This window comes from Streptomyces sp. NPDC088794 (genome assembly GCF_044750545.1).
Taxonomy (GTDB): domain Bacteria; phylum Actinomycetota; class Actinomycetes; order Streptomycetales; family Streptomycetaceae; genus Streptomyces.
This window is the reverse complement of the sequence record NZ_JBIVKB010000003.1, coordinates 589,160-606,884: the sequence shown is the minus strand read 5'-3', so window position 1 is coordinate 606,884 and position 17,725 is coordinate 589,160. Positions and strand designations below refer to the sequence as shown.

At 71.3% G+C, this 17,725-nt stretch carries 17 protein-coding genes; 9 read left to right on the top strand and 8 right to left on the bottom strand.

Going from position 1 to position 17,725, the window contains the following annotated elements; genetic code table 11:
• Positions 1-118: 118 nt before the first annotated feature.
• Positions 119-2,323, top strand: a complete 2,205-nt coding sequence (locus tag ACIP6U_RS11620) for a PQQ-binding-like beta-propeller repeat protein (protein ID WP_401715228.1) — start codon at positions 119-121, stop codon at positions 2,321-2,323.
• A 113-nt stretch (positions 2,324-2,436) separates the two neighbouring features.
• Here ACIP6U_RS11620 and ACIP6U_RS11615 read toward each other — a convergent pair whose 3' ends face one another.
• The 3 genes from ACIP6U_RS11615 to ACIP6U_RS11605 all read right to left on the bottom strand — a co-directional run bounded on the left by ACIP6U_RS11615 (position 2,437) and on the right by ACIP6U_RS11605 (position 5,581).
• Positions 2,437-3,435 (bottom strand): NAD(P)H-dependent flavin oxidoreductase, encoded by a 999-nt coding sequence (locus ACIP6U_RS11615; RefSeq protein ID WP_401715226.1) that lies wholly within the window; start codon positions 3,433-3,435, stop codon positions 2,437-2,439.
• Between the two features lie 119 nt (positions 3,436-3,554).
• Complete coding sequence (locus ACIP6U_RS11610) at positions 3,555-4,268, bottom strand: AMP-binding protein (RefSeq protein WP_401715225.1); 714 nt, start codon at positions 4,266-4,268, stop codon at positions 3,555-3,557.
• Between the two features lie 155 nt (positions 4,269-4,423).
• Positions 4,424-5,581, bottom strand: coding sequence for an acyl-CoA dehydrogenase family protein (locus tag ACIP6U_RS11605; RefSeq protein ID WP_401715224.1), 1,158 nt, complete (start codon positions 5,579-5,581; stop codon positions 4,424-4,426).
• A 123-nt stretch (positions 5,582-5,704) separates the two neighbouring features.
• Between ACIP6U_RS11605 and ACIP6U_RS11600 the strand changes: the two genes are divergently transcribed.
• The 4 genes from ACIP6U_RS11600 to ACIP6U_RS11585 all read left to right on the top strand — a co-directional run bounded on the left by ACIP6U_RS11600 (position 5,705) and on the right by ACIP6U_RS11585 (position 9,480).
• Positions 5,705-6,553, top strand: coding sequence for an enoyl-CoA hydratase-related protein (locus ACIP6U_RS11600; protein WP_401715223.1), 849 nt, complete (start codon positions 5,705-5,707; stop codon positions 6,551-6,553).
• Positions 6,550-7,743, top strand: a complete 1,194-nt coding sequence (locus ACIP6U_RS11595; RefSeq protein WP_401715221.1) for a TetR/AcrR family transcriptional regulator — start codon at positions 6,550-6,552, stop codon at positions 7,741-7,743. The genes ACIP6U_RS11600 and ACIP6U_RS11595 overlap by 4 nt, the downstream gene beginning before the upstream one ends.
• Positions 7,744-7,861: 118 nt before the next feature.
• Positions 7,862-8,587, top strand: a complete 726-nt coding sequence (locus ACIP6U_RS11590; RefSeq protein WP_401715219.1) for a dienelactone hydrolase family protein — start codon at positions 7,862-7,864, stop codon at positions 8,585-8,587.
• Between the two features lie 332 nt (positions 8,588-8,919).
• Entirely contained in the window at positions 8,920-9,480 is a 561-nt protein-coding gene (locus ACIP6U_RS11585; protein ID WP_401715217.1) for a hypothetical protein, read from the top strand.
• Positions 9,481-9,552: 72 nt separating this feature from the next.
• On the opposite strand, the gene ACIP6U_RS11580 is transcribed toward ACIP6U_RS11585, so the two are convergent.
• From ACIP6U_RS11580 to ACIP6U_RS11560, 5 genes are all read right to left on the bottom strand, one after another.
• Complete coding sequence (locus ACIP6U_RS11580) at positions 9,553-11,106, bottom strand: carboxylesterase/lipase family protein (RefSeq protein WP_401715562.1); 1,554 nt, start codon at positions 11,104-11,106, stop codon at positions 9,553-9,555.
• A gap of 57 nt (positions 11,107-11,163) precedes the next feature.
• Positions 11,164-11,802, bottom strand: a complete 639-nt coding sequence (locus ACIP6U_RS11575; protein WP_401715216.1) for a GPP34 family phosphoprotein — start codon at positions 11,800-11,802, stop codon at positions 11,164-11,166.
• 111 nt (positions 11,803-11,913) lie between these two features.
• Complete coding sequence (locus tag ACIP6U_RS11570; RefSeq protein ID WP_401715214.1) at positions 11,914-12,573, bottom strand: response regulator; 660 nt, start codon at positions 12,571-12,573, stop codon at positions 11,914-11,916.
• On the bottom strand, positions 12,570-13,739 hold the full coding sequence (locus ACIP6U_RS11565) for a sensor histidine kinase (protein ID WP_401715213.1): 1,170 nt from the start codon (positions 13,737-13,739) through the stop codon (positions 12,570-12,572). The genes ACIP6U_RS11570 and ACIP6U_RS11565 overlap by 4 nt, the downstream gene beginning before the upstream one ends.
• Before the next feature lie 80 nt (positions 13,740-13,819).
• Positions 13,820-14,941 carry a serine hydrolase domain-containing protein gene (locus tag ACIP6U_RS11560; RefSeq protein ID WP_401715211.1) on the bottom strand — a complete coding sequence of 374 codons (1,122 nt, stop codon included), beginning with the start codon at positions 14,939-14,941 and terminating at the stop codon, positions 13,820-13,822.
• A 92-nt stretch (positions 14,942-15,033) separates the two neighbouring features.
• Between ACIP6U_RS11560 and ACIP6U_RS11555 the strand changes: the two genes are divergently transcribed.
• The 4 genes from ACIP6U_RS11555 to ACIP6U_RS11540 are packed head-to-tail and all read left to right on the top strand — an operon-like array spanning position 15,034 to position 17,671.
• On the top strand, positions 15,034-15,501 hold the full coding sequence (locus ACIP6U_RS11555) for a GNAT family N-acetyltransferase (protein ID WP_401715210.1): 468 nt from the start codon (positions 15,034-15,036) through the stop codon (positions 15,499-15,501).
• Positions 15,498-16,067 carry an HAD domain-containing protein gene (locus tag ACIP6U_RS11550; RefSeq protein ID WP_401715209.1) on the top strand — a complete coding sequence of 190 codons (570 nt, stop codon included), beginning with the start codon at positions 15,498-15,500 and terminating at the stop codon, positions 16,065-16,067. Before ACIP6U_RS11555 ends, ACIP6U_RS11550 begins: the two co-directional genes overlap by 4 nt.
• A gap of 42 nt (positions 16,068-16,109) precedes the next feature.
• Positions 16,110-16,529: a YciI family protein gene (locus tag ACIP6U_RS11545; RefSeq protein WP_401715207.1), complete on the top strand. Its 420-nt coding sequence runs from the start codon at positions 16,110-16,112 to the stop codon at positions 16,527-16,529.
• Positions 16,526-17,671: an RNA polymerase sigma factor gene (locus tag ACIP6U_RS11540; protein ID WP_401715560.1), complete on the top strand. Its 1,146-nt coding sequence runs from the start codon at positions 16,526-16,528 to the stop codon at positions 17,669-17,671. Before ACIP6U_RS11545 ends, ACIP6U_RS11540 begins: the two co-directional genes overlap by 4 nt.
• Positions 17,672-17,725: the final 54 nt, after the last annotated feature.

Genomic DNA, 17,725 nt, shown 5'->3' with positions numbered 1-17,725 from the left:
TGTTCTGGCGCTGTCGGGCGAACGATAGTGCGAAAAAAGGGTGTGTCGGGGATGATGTGGGATCTTCGGGGGCGGCTGCCCGGGGCGTCGGGTGACGGCACGTCAGGGGGGCTTTGCGGTGGAGGCGTTCGAGGCTCTGGAGGCGGGGGATCCGGAGCAGGTGGGGCGGTACCGGATCGTGGCGCGGCTGGGCGCGGGCGGTATGGGGCGGGTGTACCTGGGACGTTCGCCGGGTGGGCGCGCGGTGGCGGTCAAGGTGGTGCGTGCGGAACTGGCCGAGGACGGTGACTTCCGACGCCGGTTCGCCCGGGAGGTGGCCGCCGCCCGCCGAGTGAACGGGGTGTTCACCGCGGGTGTGGTCGACGCCGATCCGGACGGGGCGCCTGCGTGGCTGGCGACGGCGTACGTGCCGGGGGTTCCGCTGGGCGACGCGGTGGCGGCGCACGGACCGTGGCCCGAGGGTCCGGTGCTGGCGCTCGGGGCGGGGCTGGCCGAGGCGCTGGAGGTGATCCACGCGGCGGACGTGGTGCACAGGGACCTCAAGCCGTCGAACATCCTCCTCGCGACGGACGGGCCGCGGGTGATCGACTTCGGGATCTCGGTTTCCGGCGAGGCCAGCGCGCTGACCCGGACCGGCATGGTGGTGGGCACGCCGGGGTTCATGTCCCCCGAGCAGCTGACCGGCAAGCCGGTCGGACCGGCCGGCGATGTCTTCTCGCTGGGCGCGGTGCTTGCCTTCACCGCCACCGGGGCCGGCCCGTTCGGGTCGGGCTCGGCACACGCCCTGAGTTTCCGCGTCGTGTACGAGGAGCCAGACCTGCGTCAAGTCCCGCAAGCCCTGCGGGCGTTGGTGGCCCGATGCCTGGCCAAGGAGCCCGACCGGCGGCCCACCGTGGCCGCGCTGCTGGACGAGCTGGCCGAGGCCACGGGCGGTGAGCAGCCCGCCGCCCACATCCCCACCCAGCCCGGCTGGCTCCCTGAACCGGTCGCCGCGACCGTGCACGCGCGCACCGTCACCGCGCCCCGGCGCCAGGCCCCACCACCCGTACTGCCCGACGCGTCCGAGGCGTCCGAGCCTCCGCCTCCGGACCCGGTGCCGGCGGAAGGCGGTACCGGCCCGTCACCACGCCCGGCGCCGACCCCGCCGAGGGAAGAGGACGGCTTCGTCCTGCCGCCACCCGCAGACCGGCTGCCGCCCCGGGTGCCCGCGAACGCCGCGGGACGGCCGCCCGGGATCACCCGCAGACGGGCCCTGTTCGGTGTCGGAGCCACCGCCGTCGTGGGACTCGGCTACGCCGGCTGGAAGATCGGTGGCGGCGGTTCCTCCACCGAAGAACCAGACTCGGACCCCACCCTCACCGCCCCGTCCGGTGAGCGACGTTGGAAGTTCCACGTCGGCCCCGGCGTGTACGCATCGGCGGCCGTCACCGCCGGGACAGTGTGCGTCAACGTCTACGGCGACCTGCACGCGGTGGACACCGCCACCGGAAAGCAGCGGTGGACGACGCACATCGGCAGTAGCGCCCAGTTGTCGCCGACGGCGGCCGGGGGAGTCGTCTACATCGGCGGGACGGACGGCGGCCTGTACGCGGTGGACGCCGCCACGGGTAAACGCCGATGGACGTTCCCCACCAGCAACCCCGTTATCACGGTGGCCGCCGTGGCCGCGGAGGCGGTCTACTTCGGCAGCGTGCAGGGCGACCTGTACGCGGTGGACGCCGCCACGGGCAAGCGCCGGTGGACGTTCCCGGCCGGCCTCCCCAACTACTCGTCGCCGGCGGTGGCCGGGGGAGTGGTCTACGCCGTCGGCGACGACGGCGCTCTGTACGCGGTGGACGGCGTCACCGGCAAGCAACGCTGGAAGTTCCGCGTCGGCAAGGAGGGGTTCTCGTCGCCGGCCGTTGCCGACGGGACGGTCTACGCCGGGAGCCCGGACGGCAACCTGTACGCCGTGGACACCACCACCGGCAGACAACGCTGGACGTTCCCCACCGGCGGCAAGGTGTACTCGCGGTCGGCGGTGGCCGACGGGGCGGTGTACCTCGGCAGCGAGGACGGCGCTCTGTACGCGGTGGAAGCCGCCACCGGCGACCGACGGTGGAAGTTCCCCGTCCGAGGCGGTGGGGTCACGTCGCCGACGGTGGCCGACGGGGTGGTCCACGTCGGCAGCGCCGACGGCGATGTGTACGCGGTGAACACCGCCACCGGCAAGCAACGGTGGACGTTCCCCACCGGCGGCAGCGTGTCCTCGTCGCCGACGGTGGCCGACGGCGTCGTCTACGTCGCCAACAGCGAAGGCGACCTGTACGCGGTGACGGAGTAGCGGTACCTGCCCCCCGATTCCGGCGGTCCGCTGTCCGGAACCTCGGGCGACTTGCTGTCCTGACGCCTCCGGCAATCCCGGGTCCTGGTGGGCCGGACCTCCCTCGAGGGTGCTCAGGCCCCGTGCGTGGTCGCGCCGTGCGTGCGTGTCCTGGTGTGCAGGGCGAACTGCGCGTCGTCGTACTGCTTCTTGAGCGTTGCGACGAGGTCCGCGACGGTCGTGCTCTGTTTGACGGCGCCGATGCCTTGGCCCGAACCCCAGACGTCCTTCCATGCCTTCGGCTTCGCGGTGTCGCTCGTGCCGAAGTCCATCGCGGTCGGATCCGACTCCGAGAGGTTGTCCGGGTCGAGTCCGGCGGCGGAGATGCTGCCGCGCAGGTAGTTGCCGTGGATGCCGGTGAACAGGCTGCTGTAGACGATGTCCTTCGCGGTGCCGTCGACGATCATCTGCTTGTACGCGGTCGAGTTGTTCGCCTCGGTGGTGGCGAGGAACGCGGAGCCTACGTACGCGAGGTCCGCTCCTGCGGCCAACGCGGCCAGGATGGAGCGACCGTGGGCGATGGCGCCCGACATCAACAGCGGACCGTCGAACCACTCCCGGATTTCCTGCACAAGGGCGAACGGTGACTGCGTTCCGGCGTGGCCGCCGGCCCCTGCGGCCACCCCGATCACGCCGTCGGCACCCTTGTCGATGGCCTTGTGCGCGAACTCGTTGTTGATGACGTCGTGGAGGACGACGCCTCCGTAGGAGTGCACCGCGTCGTTGATCTCCGGCCGCGCACCGAGTGACGTGATGACGATCGGCACCTGGTGCTTCACGATCACGTCCATGTCGTGCTCGAGGCGGTCGTTGGAGCGGTGCACGATCTGGTTCACCGCGAACGGGGCGACGACGGCCTGCGGGTGCGCGGCCGCGTACGACGCGTTCTCCTCCGTGATGCGATCGAGCCAGTCCGACAGAAGCGAGGCGGGCCGAGCATTGAGGGCCGGAAACGAGCCGATGACCCCGGCCTGGCACTGGGCGATGACCAGCTCCGGGCCGGAGGCGATGAACAACGGCGAGCCCACCACGGGAAGCGTGAGGGGCTGCGAGAGAACGGGGGGCAACGGCATGACGAGTCCTTCAGCGGGTTGGTGGTCAGCCCTGTGACGGGCGTAGCTCTCTGTGTCGGCAATCGGGTTCTGGGGGCAAGTGCAGAGTGGCAATGCTGACGTCCCAAGTCCTGTCCGGATTAGCGGGTGCCGGTGCCGGTGCCGGCGTTTGCGGTTGCGGTGTGTTCGGTGTGGTGGGTGTACATGGCTTCGATCTGGGTGGCGTAGTGCTGGTGGATGGGTGTGCGGCGGGTTTTGCGGGTGTGGGTGACGTAGTCGCTGCCGGGTTGCCAGGTGTCGGTGATCACGGTGTGGGCGCGCACCTGCTCGGGCCGGGACAGGACCGAGTTGGCCGCAGCCAGTCCCGTCTCGATCGCCGCCAGGACCGCGGGATGCCGGCACAGTTCGCCAGGTTTGCCGTCCAGGCCGTGCCGTGCACCGAAGGCGGTGAGTGCGTCGGGGTCGGGGACCAGCAGGGCGCTCACGTAGGGGTTGAGTACGGGCAGGAAGCACTCCTCCGTGATCACCAGACGGGCTCGTGAGTCGGTGAGCAGGTGGGCGACCTGCTGGGGCGAGGAGGTGTTGTAGAGCGAGAACGGGATCGCTCCCAGGTGCAGGACGGCCGTGTCGGCGAGGTGGAACTCGGGCCGGTTGCGCAGCATGAGCGCGACCGTGTCACCGCGGCGCACCCCCAGCGCCGTCAGCCCCTGGGCCAGGGCCCGGACCCGGTCGGCGTACTCCGACCACAGCAGCGACCTCGTACCGCCGACGGTACGCAGGGCCACCAGACCGGCCTGACGCGCGGCGGTCTGCTGGAACGCCTCACAAAACGTCCGGGGCAAGGTCGACGTCACCGGGCAGCTCCTTCGCTGTCGGGGAGGGCTTGCTCGTGGGGGCGCCGAGTGAGGGAGCCGCTTTGCTTGCCGCGCCTGCGTGGGGTGCGGAACGCCTCGTACACAAGTGCTTCCGTGGTCATGTCCGCGGATTCCTCTCTCGGTCTCGGGGCCACTCACAGTGAGCGGGCGACAAGTTCCTTCATGACTTCGTTGGCTCCGCCGTAGATGCGCTGGATGCGGCCGTCGGTGAACATCCGGGAGATCGGGTACTCCGCCATGTAGCCGTAGCCGCCGTGCAGTTGGAGGCAGCGGTCCACGACCTCGGTCTGTCGGTCGGTGATCCAGTACTTGGCCATCGAGGCGGTGGCGGCGTCCAGCTCTCCGTCCAGATGGCGCTGGACGCAGTCGTCGAGGAAGACCCGGGCCACCCGCGCGGTCGTGGCGCAGTCCGCCAACTCGAAGCGTGTGTTCTGAAGTTCGAACAGCGGTCGCCCGAAGGCGTGCCGTTCCTTGGTGTAGGCGACCGTGGTGTCCACGGCGGCCTCGAGCCAGGCCAGTCCGAGTGCGGCGACCAGCAGCCGCTCCTGAGGCAGTTGCTCCATCAGCTGCACGAAGCCGAGGCCCTCGCGGGAGCCGAGCAGATTCGCCGCCGGGACGCGCAGCTCGTCGAAGAACAGCTCCACGGTGTCGGTGCTGTGCTGGCCGATCTTCTTCAGCACCCGGCCGAGCTGGAATCCGGGCGTGTCCTCGTCCACCTCGGCGACCAGGAGCGAGAGTCCGCGGGCGCCCTGGGCCGGGTCGGTCTTGGCCGCGATGATCACGAGGCCGGCGTTGTGGCCGTTGGTGATGAACGTCTTCGCGCCGCTGATCAGGTAGTCGTCACCCGCCCGGACCGCCCGGGTCTGGATGCCCTGGAGGTCGGATCCGGTACCCGGTTCAGTCATGGCGATCGCGCCGAGCAGTTCGCCGCCGGCCATCCGGGGCAGCCAGCGGCGCCTGTGTTCCTCGGTGCCGTAGGCGTTGACGTAGTGGGCCACGATGCCGGAGTGGACGATCATGGGCATGCCCGAGGCGCCGGCCTTGATCTGCTCCTCGACCAGTACGACCTCATGGGCGATCGTCCCGCCGCCACCCCCGTACTCCTCCGGGATCGACGCGCACAGCAGGCCCAGCTCGCCCGCCCGGCGCCACAGCTCCTTCGCGGGGAACCCCTGCTGGGCGAACTCCTCCTCGCGCGGCGCCGCCTCCTTCGTGAAGAAGGTGCGGGCCAGGTCACGCACGGCGTCCAGTTCGTCCGTCAGCCATGGGGATCGATATGCCGTCGTGGTCATGCGACACCCTCGCAGTCTTCATAGCGTCCTAATGGCCATTAACTTCATGCATCTGAACCCTTGCTGTCAAGGCTGGAAATGGATGACAATCAACCTAGGGATGATTAACAAGAGAGGCTAGAGATGCCCGCCTACCAGCAGATTCGCTATGACCTGACCGATCGGGTGGCGACCATCACGCTCGACCGCCCCGCGGCGCGCAACGGCTACACCCTTCGTATGGCGCAGGAGCTGCTGGACGCCTTCGCACACGCCGATGCCGACGAGGAGGTCCGGGTCGTGGTCCTCACCGGTTCCGGACGCGACTTCTGTGTCGGCGCCGATCTCTCCGGGGGCGGCTTCGAGGTGGACGGGGTGGGGGAGGAGGACCTGCCGTCTCTGGAACTGGAGCCCGCCGGCAGCGTCACCGCCCGTATGTTCGCGATGAACAAGCCTGTCATCGCCGCGCTCAACGGCGCCTCGGTGGGCGCGGGCGCGACGGTGCCGCTGGGCGCCGACTTCCGGCTGGCGGCCCACGACAGCAGGTTCGGCTTCCCCTTCACCCGGCGCGGCATCGTCCCCGAGGGCGGATCCAGCTGGTTCCTGCCCCGCCTGGTTGGTTTGTCCACCGCCCTCGACTGGACGCTCACCGGGCGGGTGTTCGGCGCGGAGGAGGCGCTGCGCTCGGGACTGCTGCACGGCGTCCACGAGCCCGATGGGCTCATCGACGCGGCCTACGCACTCGCGCACGAGATCGCCGATCGCACCGCCCCGGTGGCCGTCGCGATCACCCGGCAGATGATCTATCGTCTGTCGTCGCTCGACTCACCCGACCGAGCCCACCAACTGGAGACCCAACTGGTGCGCCTCCTCACCCTCAGCCCGGACGCCGTCGAAGGTGTCACCTCGTTCCTGGAGCGGCGGCCGCCGAAATTCCCCGGCCGGATCGACGACGGCCTCCCGGACTTCCTGCCCTGGGCCGGTGATCAGTGACGTCGCCCTCCGGCGCCCCGCCTCGGCCCGGAAAGCCGACGCGACGCGACCAGCTCGCGGCGATCGCCGCCGGACTCTTCGCGCGCGACGGCTACCACAACGTCTCCGTCCAGGACATCGCGGCAGCCGCCGGGCTCAGCGGACCGGCGCTCTACCGCCACTTCCGCGGAAAGCAGGCCGTGCTCGCCCACATCCTGCTCGCCGGCCTCGACGACGCCGGCCGGGTGCTCGACGAGTACACCGAGGCCGGCACGGGTCGGGAACTCTCCGCGGTTTACGCGGGGTTGGCGGCTCTCGTCGTCGCCCGGCCCGAGTTCGGCATGCTCTGGCGGCGCGAGCGTCGACATCTCGCGCCCGAGGACGCCGCCGAGGTGAGAAAGCGCGCGATACGGATCGGTGCTCCACTGATCCGCGCGTTGCAGAGCCGGCGACCCGAGTTGGAGTCCTCCGACGCGTCCTTGCTCACCTGGGGGGCGTTCAGCGTCCTGGGGAGTATCTCCGACCACCGCGTCCGCCTCCCACGCACGGCATTCGAGGAAGTCCTCACGGCGATCGCCCTGAACACCCTGGCGACCGACCTGACCGCCGCATCCGCACCGCCGCTCTCCCCGACGACCACCCCGTCCCTGCTGGACGCCCGGCGTGAACAACTCCTCGCCGTGTCGGCCCGGCTCTTCCGTGAACGTGGTTTCCACGCGGTGACCATGGAGCACATCGGCGCCGCGGCGGGCATGGCCGGGCCCAGCATCTACACCCACTTCGGGGGCAAGATCGACCTGCTCCAGACCGCCGCGAGCCGGATCCAGGAACGCCTGCGGCAGAACGTCACAGCCGCGCAGGCGGCCGGACTGCCCGCGAGCGACACGCTCGACCTGCTGGTCATCTCCTACGTCGACACGGTGCTGGACTACCGGGACCTGGTCGCCGCCTACTTCGCCGAAGGCCACAACCTGCCCGAGCGCGATCGCACGGAACTGCGCCGCTTCCAGCGTGCCTTCGCCGCGTACTGGGCGGAGGTGACGGGAGCGGCAGCGCCGAGTCCGGACCTGGACCCGAAGGAGGTACGTATCCGCGTCCATGCCGCGTTCGCCGTCGTCAACGACCTGGCGCAGACAGGCCAGTTCACCTCTCGCCCGGCCTTGGCAGCGGAGCTTCGCGCGCTCATGCACGCGGTCCTGACCGAGAGATAGCGCCGGTCTGCGGTGTAATTCTTGTGAGCCCTCGCCGTATTCAGGGGGTGCCCGTGCTGCTCTGCCAGCGGCAGAACAGCGACCGGTCCGGGCTCGACGATCACTAAAGTCCCATCACATGACGACGATTACGACGCGCACGGTCGAGTACCCGGCCGACGGTCTGACGATGGTCGGGCACCTCGCGCTCCCGGCCGGTGTCGACCGCCGGCCCGCGGTGCTGCTCGGACCAGAGGGCACGGGGCTCAGCGACGTCGAGCGCCGCCGGGCCGATGCTCTCGCCGAACTGGGATACGTAGCGCTGGCCTTCGACCTTCACGGCGGGCGCTATTTCAGCGACCCCGAGGAGATGCTGGCCCGTTGCATGCCACTGCTCGCTGATCCCGACCGCATGCGGAGCATCGGCCATGCGGCGCTCGACGTGTTGCGCACCGAACCGCGGACCGACCCCGACCGGATCGCCGCCGTCGGCTACGGCACCGGGGGCGCCGTCGCGCTGGAACTCGGGCGCGACGGCGTCGACTTGCGCGCGATCGGCACAGTCAACGCACTGACCACGGGCCGACCGGGCAAGGCGGCGCGTATTCGGTGCCCGGTGTGGGCCGGGGTCGGTTCGGAAGACCCGATCATGCCGCCCGCGCAACGGAACGCCTTCACCGCTGAGATGCAGGCCGCGGGCGTCGACTGGCGCTTCGCGGTCTACGGCGGCGCCTTGCACGCCTTTCACCACTCACCGGTCGACCACCCCACGGTCCCCGGCGTCGGCCACCACCCACAGCACGCGCAGCGAGCCTGGCGCGGCGTCATCGACCTGCTCGCCGAGTGCCTGCCCGTGACGGAGTAGCTGGGGGCCTGACCCGGGCGAACATGTTGGGGATCAGGAGCTCAGATGCTCATGCAGCATCCTCCAGCCGCTTCCCCGGCCGCCAGTGCGCCGAGCGGTCGCCGGTACCCCCGTCAGGGTGGCTCGACGACGGACAGTTCCCCCGTGCCCGATGGCACCCCTTCGTCGTTGTCGGCCATGACCAGCTGCGTATCTCTCGGTGATCCAGGACCACCCGATGGCCCGGCCTCGATCGAGAGTTGGTGGATCATCTCGCTGACACCGCCTCAACCGCCGTGGCAGGCTGCGGTGATCGGGTAGAGCAGACAGAGGGGGCTTCCGTGGAGCCACGGATGTGGGACGCACTGGTCAGCGTGGCGAAGAACGCGTACACCGCCGGGCTGGGCGAGGGCACCGTCCCGCGCCCGCTCATCATGCCGCTGGTGCACGGCGAGTTGGTCGGGATGATCTGGGCCCGCCCCCTCAAAGGCGGCCAGGACGCCCTGACCGGGATCGCGGAACTCGCGAACATCGCCGCAGCGGCCGGCGCGGATGAAGTGGTCCTGGCCTGGGAGACCCACGATGTCGCCACCGCCTGCGAACTGCCCGTCGTCGCCCCGGCGCCGTGCCTGAACATGGTGCTCGCCCATCGCGACGGGCACGTCCTGCACCAGTTCCCCTACAGCGAGGAGCTCCTGTCCCTCAGTCCCGAGGGCCGGGCGTCGGTCGCCCCGGACTGGAGGCCGGCCCCCGCGCCACAGCCGGACGCCGAGCTGGTGCCGCCGATCCAGGCCGCGGTGAACTTCTCCTTCATCCCGCTCGAGCTGGATCACCCGTCCCCATTCGGCGTCACCGTCGTGCTAATGGAGGAAGACGGCTACCGGGTACGCCTGACCGAGGCGTTCGCCTTCTGAACCGCCGCGGCAGATCATGCCGGCGCCCAGGGGGTGCAGCCGAGATGGAGATGTCCCAGACGGAACACAATCTCAGAGCGCATCCCAGAACCCGCAGTGATGGCGGGCCCCCGCCGTGCCGCTGGGAACGACGTGGTCCGGCGCCAGCGACAGCACCGTCTGTCGGGGCCAGTGCGGTGACGTCGGGCCGTTCGGGTCGGCCGTGCGGGCGAAGCGGGTCCAGTAGTCGATCATCGTGTCGGCCAGCCGGTGCTGTGCGGCGGTGAGGTCGCGGGGACGGCCGCCCAGGTCGAAGAGGTAGGGCAGTTCGCTCGCGTGCGGTGCGCCGAGTGGGAACGGTGGTGTGCCCGAGGTAAGCGGCGGGGCGTGCTCGTCGGCGAACTCGTAGCGCCAGGTGGGTACTTGGGTGGAGAGCAGGGCATCGGTACGCGCCGTCGGGCACGCGAAGTTGGCGTCGCCGATGACCGCCCCGAACACCGGACCCCCGTCGGTGCGGTGCACCGGGTACTCGCGGACGATCGCCTTCGCCTGCCCCGGGGAGGGGAAGAAGGCGGACACGACGTCGGGCCAGGTGGTGGGGGTGACGGGGTTGCCGGCCTGGATGATCCCGGCCGCCCAGCCGTTGCCCTCGTCGTGGTTGTTGCCGATGAGCACGGGGACGTGGTGGAAGCGGCCGGCGGCGATCGCCGTCGCGGGGTCGCTGGGCAGCAACTGAGTCTCGTAGGCCGGTTGTTGGTCCGTGTCCTGGGCCGCGAGCAGGCGCGGGACGGCCACTCGCCGTAGGCAGGCCATCACTTCGCGGGCGGAGCCGCAGCCGACCTTCGCCGCGAGGTCCGCGCCTGTGGCGCGCGCCGTGGACAGGGGGACCGAGGACGGCGCGAACGGGCGGTCGGGGCTGCCGGTGCACGGGCCGCTCTCGATGATCGCCCGGTCGAAGAGTCCCGCGGCGGCCGGCGAGGCGAGCTGGGCGCAGACGCTGTAGCCGCCCGCCGACTCACCGGCCAGCGTCACGTTGCGCGCGTCGCCGCCGAAGACGCCGATCTCGGCACGTACCCAGCGCAGCGCCGCCTGTTGATCGGCGAGGCCGAAGGTGCCCGAGCCGGGCAGTCCGTCCTGCGAAAGGAAACCCAGGGCGCCGAGGCGGTAGTTGACGGTGACGATCACGACGTCGCCGCGGGTCGCCATGCGGTGGGCGTCGTAGGAGCTGCCCGCTCCGGTGGTGAAGCCGCCGCCGTGCAGCCATACGATCACCGGCCGGGGGTGTGCCGGGTCCGCGCCGTCGGGCGTGGTGACGTTCAGGTGGAGACAGTCCTCGTCGGTGCTGCCGCCGGGCACCTCGCCGGCCTGCTGCGGGCAGGCGCTCGCGGGCTCGGTCGCGTTCCGTACCCCGGTCCAAGGGTTCGCGTGGTGGGGCGGCGCCCAGCGCAGCCTGCCGACCGGGGGAGCCGCGTAGGGGATGCCTTGGAAGGTGCGGTAGCCGTCGTGGGCGGCACCCCGCACCACGCCGTCGTGCGTGTGGACCGTCGTGCCGGCTGGCAAGGTCGGCTGGGCCGGTGGTGCCGCCGACCAGGCCGTCGCGAGTACGGCGGTCAAGGCGCAGCCCAGAGTGGTCAGGACGCGGTGCATGGTCGTCATTTCCCGGTTCATCTGCCGGTTCATCTCCCCGTTCGTTTCCCCGTCGGGTCAGCTGCCGCCCATGCCGCCCTGTGCGGCGATCATGGTCGTCGGCAATGCGCGTACGGCCTTCTCCAGGCCCGGCCCGAGCGCGGCGAGCCGCCCCGTGCAGGTGTCGATACAGGCCCGGTAGGTCTTCTGGTCCCGCCGCGACACGACCGAGCGGATGCGTCCCGCCGCCGCCAGCGCCAGCAGCGCGGCGTCGGTGGCGGGGATCTCTCGCACGGGACCGTCCCCGCGCAGCGCCGTGGACACGCGCGCGTGGAGCGCGGCGGGCACGGCGCGGTCCGTCACGGTCGTCCGCCGGCTCCCGAAGGGCGTGCGAGCCGTCCGCACGGTGAGGAGTCCCGCCGCGGCGAGCAGGTCCTCCACCTGGGCCAGCGTCCGCTTGCGCCGGTGGCGCACGAGGTGCCGCCAACCGTGCCCGCCGGCGGCGTCGCGGAGCACGCCGTCCAGGACGGGGTCGCCGATCGGTTCCGTGCCGGACACGGCCACCGTGCCGCCCGCCTCCCGCAGTCGACCGCGCGAGGCGAGGTCGACCAGGGCGGCGGCACGCACCAGCAGCTCCGTCCGGGAACGGTCGAAGGGGCCGTCCGCCGACTCGTCGTGGGCGAGCAGATATATGAGGCAGGGCAGGTCGTCGATCACACCTCGACGCTACGGCCGGCTGCCCCGGTCCCGGATCGGCCGGGGGAACGGCCCGGCACTGGGAGCACAGGAGGACGACGGCCCGGCCTCCTCCCTGAGGAGGAGGCGCCGTCAGGGGCGCCGAGCTCGCACGAGGCCGTGGTCGTAGGCGGCGACCACGGCCTGGACGCGGTCGCGCAGGCCCAACTTGCGCAGTACCGCGGTGACATGGTTCTTGACGGTGGCCTCCGAAAGGCGCAGGCGCTCGGCGATCTCCGCGTTCGACAACGCCTGCCCGATCAGGGTGAGTACCTCCCGCTCGCGCCCGGAGAGGTCGCGCAGGGAGGGCGGCGGTGCCTGGTCGGGTGCGGTGCTCAGGAACCGGTCGAGAACGCGGCCCAGCACGGTCGGCGCCAGCAGCGCCTCACCGCGCGCGGTCACGCGGATCGCGTCGACGAGTTCGGTGGGACGGATGTCCTTCAGCAGGAAGCCGCTCGCCCCGGCCCGCAACGCGGCGACCACATGCGCGTCCACGTCCCACGTGGTCAGCACGAGCACCCTGGCCGCACTGCCCGACGCCACGATCTGCCGGGTCGCCTCGATACCGTCCACCACGGGCATGCGTACGTCCATCAGCACCACGTCGGGCGCCAACTCCCGCGTCAGCCGTACCGCCTCCCGGCCGTCGGACGCCTCACCGACCACCTCCAGGTCCTCCCGGGCGTCGATGATCATGCGGAATCCGGTACGGACCAGGACCTGGTCGTCGGCCACCACCACACGCAGCGTCACAACGCGTCCTCCACCGGCAGCCGCGCCGCCACCTCGAAGCCGCCCCCGGGCAGCGCACCGGCGCGCAGGCTGCCGCCCACCAGCCGTGCGCGCTCCTTCATCCCCACCAGGCCGCGCCCCTCTCCCGTGGTGGCCGAACTCCCTTGCTGCGTGCGCCCGTTGTCCACCACCGTGACCTCCACACACTCGCTCTCCGCCGTCACACGCACACTCACCTCGTCCGCGTCGGCCGCGTGCCGAAGTGTGTTGGTGAGGGCCTCCTGGACGATCCGGTACGCCGCCAGATCCACCGCCGCCGGCAGCCTGTCGGTGACGCCCTCGCACCGCACGCGCACCGTCATCCCGGTCGCGCGGACCCTGTCGGCCAGCTCGTCCAGACGCGCGAGCGAGGGCCCCGGCTCCCGCTGCTCGGCGGCCCCGTCGTGCTCAGCGTCGGGCCCGAACGCGCGCAGCAGCAGGCGCAGTTCGCCGAGTGCCGACCGGGCGCCCGTCTCGATGGCCCGCAGCGACTGCCGGGCCTGTTCGGGCTGTTGGGTGAACACGTCGTCGGCGGCGCCCGCCTGAATGACCATCACCGACAGCGTGTGCGCCACGACGTCGTGCACCTCACGCGCGATCCGCGCCCGCTCCTCCACCACCGCCCGGCGCAACTCCGCCCTGATGCGCGCCTGTTGGGCCCTGCGCCACTGCCCCGCGGTCCAGGCCAGGGCCACCGCCAACAGATAGACGGTCAGTCCCGTGCCGCCGCCCGACCCGAACGCCAGGGGTGCCGGCAGACACATCGCCGCGAGCGTCCGTACCGACACCTGCCGAGACCTGATGGCCGACAGCACGCACAACGTGACCTGTGCCGCGAGCAGCGCCCCCGTCAAGGTCACCGCGGGCAGCAGCGCCCACACCGCGAGGCCTGTCAGCGCGTTCGCGGCCAGTACGGCGGCCGGGGCGCGTACCTGCCACCGCAGGGCGCAGACCTGGGCGAGGACCAGGACCACCGCCACGGGCAGCCGTCGCCCGTGCTCCGTACCGGCGACGAGCACCGAGGTGCCCAGGACGGAGAGCACCAGACCGGACGACCCCCACCACAGCGCCCGGGCCGCCCGGGACGACAGCTCGCCCCGCGCCTCTTCCGCGAGCGCGTCGTCGGGTCGTACACCGCTGCGATCCACGTCACGAGCCTATCCGCGCAGGGCGGGCCGTTCAGGAGACCACGGTCTGCATGTCGCTGTCCGCAGGTCCCGAGGCAGGCTCAGCGGGCCCGGGCCAGATGGTCTGCCAGGATCGCGGAGGCCGACAGCACGGTGTCGAAATCCGGGGCGAGCCGGGTCTTCGTCAGCGCGAAGGCGATCCCTCGCTCAGGGTCCGCGTAGGCGTAGCTCCCGCCCCCGCCCGGCCATCCGAAGGCCACGGAGTTCTCCTCGGCGGGCGCGCCGATTCTGCCGATCGGGAACCCCAGCGCCATCCGCACCGGAGTGCCGAAGACCTGGTCCGTGCCCTCGAAGGCGGGAGTGGACAGTTCCGCCAACCGCGCGGAATCCACGAGCCCGCCCTGCAACAGGGCGTTGAACATCGCGGCAAGACCGTGCGCGGTGGCCGTACCCACGGACGGGATGTCGGCGCCCAGGATCTCGGCCCTGTTGCCGAACTCGGCACTCGGCCGACTCTCCCACGCCGCGAGGATCGCCTCGCCGTCCCCCGGGTCACCCTCCGCCGGGTCGTCGTCGCCCGTTTCGGCGGGCCACTGGCGCGCCTGCTGTTCCAGGCGCGCCAACCCCGGCAGCCCTTCCTCTGGAACGGCGAAGTAGATCTGCCCCTCGACACCGAGCGGCGCGGTGATCCACTCACGCAGCAGCTCGTGCACGGGCCGCCCGGTCGCGCGCCGGGCCAGCTCACCGACGACAAAGCCGAAGGTGTACGAGTGGTAGCCCATGGCCTCGCCCGGCCGCCAACGCGGCTCGGCGGCGGCCAGCGCCGCACACACCCGGGACCAGTCGGGCAGTTCGACCGGCGTGATCTCGCGCGGCATGGCCGGCAGACCGACCGTATGGGTCAGCACGTGCCGGAGCGTCGCCGTGTCCTTGCCGTGCGCGCCGAACTCGGGCCAGAGATCCGTGACCGGGCTGTCGTAGTCGAGATGGCCACGCGCGACGAGCAGATGCGTGAGCGTGGCCGCGACGTTCTTGACCGCGGAGAAACTGAAGATCGGCGTGCCGGAGGTGACCGGCCGCCCGGTGACCGGGTCGGCCGTGCCGGCCACCGCGTCGACGATCAGCGCGCCGTCCTGGAAGACGGCGACCTGCACACCGTTCTCCGCGCCGGTCTCGACCAGCGCGTCGATGTGACGCTGAATGCGTTCCTGCACCTCACTCATCGCGGTCAACCATGCCAAATCGGCCGCTGCGGCGTCGAAGGACCGTCATCCCGGTGGTCCGGGTCGGGAAGGGGGTCGGTAGCGTGCCGATCATGGCGGACTGGAGCATGCGACCGGCGCGGGAGTCGGACGTCGAGACGGTGGCCGAGTTGCGTGCGGTCGTGATGCGGCCGGACCTGGAGCGACTCGGGCGGTACGACGAGCGTCGCGTCCGGCAGCGATTCCGCGACGGTTTTGACCCGCGTCACACCTGGACGATCGAGGTGGCCGGCACCTTCGCCGGCTGCGTGGCCCTGCGCCCGGCCGAGGACGCCCACTGGCTGGAGCACTTCTACCTGGCCCCGCACCTTCAGGGCACCGGCATCGGTTCGGGAGTGCTGAGCGCACTGCTGGAGCGGTCCGACCGCGCCGGCGTCCTGGTCCGGCTGAACGTCCTCCAGGGCAGTCCCGCACGGCGGCTGTACGAGCGCCACGGGTTCACCGTCGAGACCGAGGACCCGGTGGACGTGTTCATGATGCGCAGGCCGCCGGTGCGCGGAGTCGCTACCGTGCGGTCATGACCGACCGCGCGGAGCACCCGCTGCTCTTCCTGGACGTCGACGGAACGCTTCTGCCCTACGACGGTGTACGACTTCCGTCGACTCCCGAGGGATGGCAGGCCTGGCAGCACACGTCGAATCCTCATCTGGCCAGGATCGACCTCGCCCACGGTCCGCGTCTGCTGGCACTGCCCTGCGTGCTGATATGGGCCACCGCGTGGATGCACGACGCCAATAGAGTGATCGGTCCGCTGCTCGGGCTGCCGGAGCTCCCGGTGGCCGGTCTGCCGGAGGCGCCGGAGGAGAACGAGGTCGGCGTTCCGCACTGGAAGATCCGAACCCTGGTCCGGGCCGCGGCGGGACGCCCGTTCGTCTGGGTCGACGACGAGATCACCGAACTCGACCGGACGTGGGTGGCGACGCACCATCGAGGGCCCGCCCTCCTCCACCGCGTCGATTCCGCCTTCGGCCTGACCGACGCGGACCTGGCGGTCGTCGAGGACTGGCTGCGCAGCCTGAGCACTCAATTCCAAGAAAACCTGGCCGGCGATGTCGAGAATCCCCGCCCGGCTCCGTCCCCGTGGTGAAGGCGGCCACAATGGGGCGCACCAGTACCGAGGAGAACCACGATGGCCAAGTACCTGCTGCTGAAGCACTACCGAGGCGCTCCGGCACCGGTCAACGACGTGCCCATGGAGCAGTGGACGCCCGAGGAGATCTCGGCGCACGTGGAGTACATGAGCGACTTCGCGGCCCGGCTGGAGAAGAGCGGCGAACTCGTCGACAGCCAGGCGCTCTCGCCCGAGGGGACCTTCGTCCAGTACGGCGGTGAGGGGCGCCCGCCGGTCACCGACGGGCCGTTCGCGGAGACCAAGGACCTCATCGCCGGCTGGATGATCATCGACGTGGACAGCTACGAGCGTGCCGTCGAGCTGGCGGGGGAGCTGTCGGCCGCGCCCGGGGCCGGTGGCAGGCCGATCCACGAGTGGCTGGAGCTGCGTCCGTTCTACAGCTCGCAGCCCACGGCCGTCGAATGCCCTTGGAAGTGAACGAGGCCCTGCTCAGGGGCCTCACACCGAACGTGCTCGGCATCCTCGTCCGCCGTGGAGCCGACTTCGCGGCGGCCGAGGACGCCGTGCAGGACGCGCTGATCGAGGCGGTCCGGGTGTGGCCCGCCGACCCGCCGCGCGACGCGAAGGGCTGGCTGGTCACGGTCGCCTGGCGCAAGTTCCTCGACGCGACCCGGGCGGACACGGCCCGCCGCCGGCGCGAGGACCTCGTCGAGGAGGAACCGGCGCCCGGACTCGGACCGGCGACGGACGACACGCTCCAGCTCTACTTCCTGTGCGCCCACCCGTCGTTGAGCCCGTCGTCGGCGGTCGCGCTCACGCTGCGCGCCGTCGGCGGGCTCACCACCCGGCAGATCGCCCAGGCCTACCTGGTGCCGGAGGCGACGATGGCCCAGCGCATCAGCAGAGCCAAGCGCACCGTCTCCGGCGTGCGCTTCGACCAGCCCGGCGACGTCGCCACCGTGCTCCGCGTCCTCTACCTGGTCTTCAACGAGGGCTACTCCGGCGACGTCGACCTGGCCGCCGAGGCCATCCGCCTCACCCGCCAACTCGCCGCCGTGATCGACCATCCCGAGGTGGCGGGCCTGCTCGCCCTCATGCTGCTCCACCACGCCCGGCGCGCCGCCCGGACCGCACCCGACGGCAGCCTCGTGCCGCTCGCCGAACAGGACCGCGGCCGGTGGGACCCAAAAGTGATCGCCGAGGGCGTCGAGATCCTCCAACGGGCCCTCGCCCGCGACCGGTTGGGCGAGTTCCAGGCCCAGGCCGCCGTCGCCGCCCTGCACGCCGACGCGCCCACCGCCGAGGAGACCGACTGGGTGCAGATCGTCGAGTGGTACGACGAACTCGCGCGCCTCACTGACAACCCGGTCGTCCTGCTCAACCGCGCGGTCGCCGTCGGCGAGGCAGACGGACCCCGCGCCGGCCTGGCCGCCCTCGCGGCACTGGACGACTCGCTGCCCCGCCACACCGCGGTGGCCGCCCACCTCCACGAGCGCGACGGAGACCTGGAGTTGGCGGCGCGGCTGTACGTCGAGGCGGCCCACAAGGCACCCAACCTCGCCGAACGCGCCCACCTCACGCGCCAGGCCGCCCGCCTCAACGTCCGACGGAGCCGCTGACCAGTCCCCGGCACTCGCCGCCACCCTCACCGGCGGCCTGCACCCGGATCCGCG

Excerpts from the sequence above, each read along its gene's own strand:
- ACIP6U_RS11585 (WP_401715217.1), top strand. The coding sequence starts at position 8,920 with ATGTGGGACGCACTGGTCAGCGTGGCGAAGAACGCGTACACCGCCGGG.
- ACIP6U_RS11615 (WP_401715226.1), bottom strand. The coding sequence starts at position 3,435 with ATGCCGTTGCCCCCCGTTCTCTCGCAGCCCCTCACGCTTCCCGTGGTG.
- ACIP6U_RS11605 (WP_401715224.1), bottom strand. The coding sequence starts at position 5,581 with ATGACCACGACGGCATATCGATCCCCATGGCTGACGGACGAACTGGAC.
- ACIP6U_RS11590 (WP_401715219.1), top strand. The coding sequence starts at position 7,862 with ATGACGACGATTACGACGCGCACGGTCGAGTACCCGGCCGACGGTCTG.
- ACIP6U_RS11555 (WP_401715210.1), top strand. The coding sequence starts at position 15,034 with ATGGCGGACTGGAGCATGCGACCGGCGCGGGAGTCGGACGTCGAGACG.
- ACIP6U_RS11600 (WP_401715223.1), top strand. The coding sequence starts at position 5,705 with ATGCCCGCCTACCAGCAGATTCGCTATGACCTGACCGATCGGGTGGCG.
- ACIP6U_RS11545 (WP_401715207.1), top strand. The coding sequence starts at position 16,110 with ATGGCCAAGTACCTGCTGCTGAAGCACTACCGAGGCGCTCCGGCACCG.
- ACIP6U_RS11550 (WP_401715209.1), top strand. The coding sequence starts at position 15,498 with ATGACCGACCGCGCGGAGCACCCGCTGCTCTTCCTGGACGTCGACGGA.
- ACIP6U_RS11560 (WP_401715211.1), bottom strand. The coding sequence starts at position 14,941 with ATGAGTGAGGTGCAGGAACGCATTCAGCGTCACATCGACGCGCTGGTC.
- ACIP6U_RS11580 (WP_401715562.1), bottom strand. The coding sequence starts at position 11,106 with ATGCACCGCGTCCTGACCACTCTGGGCTGCGCCTTGACCGCCGTACTC.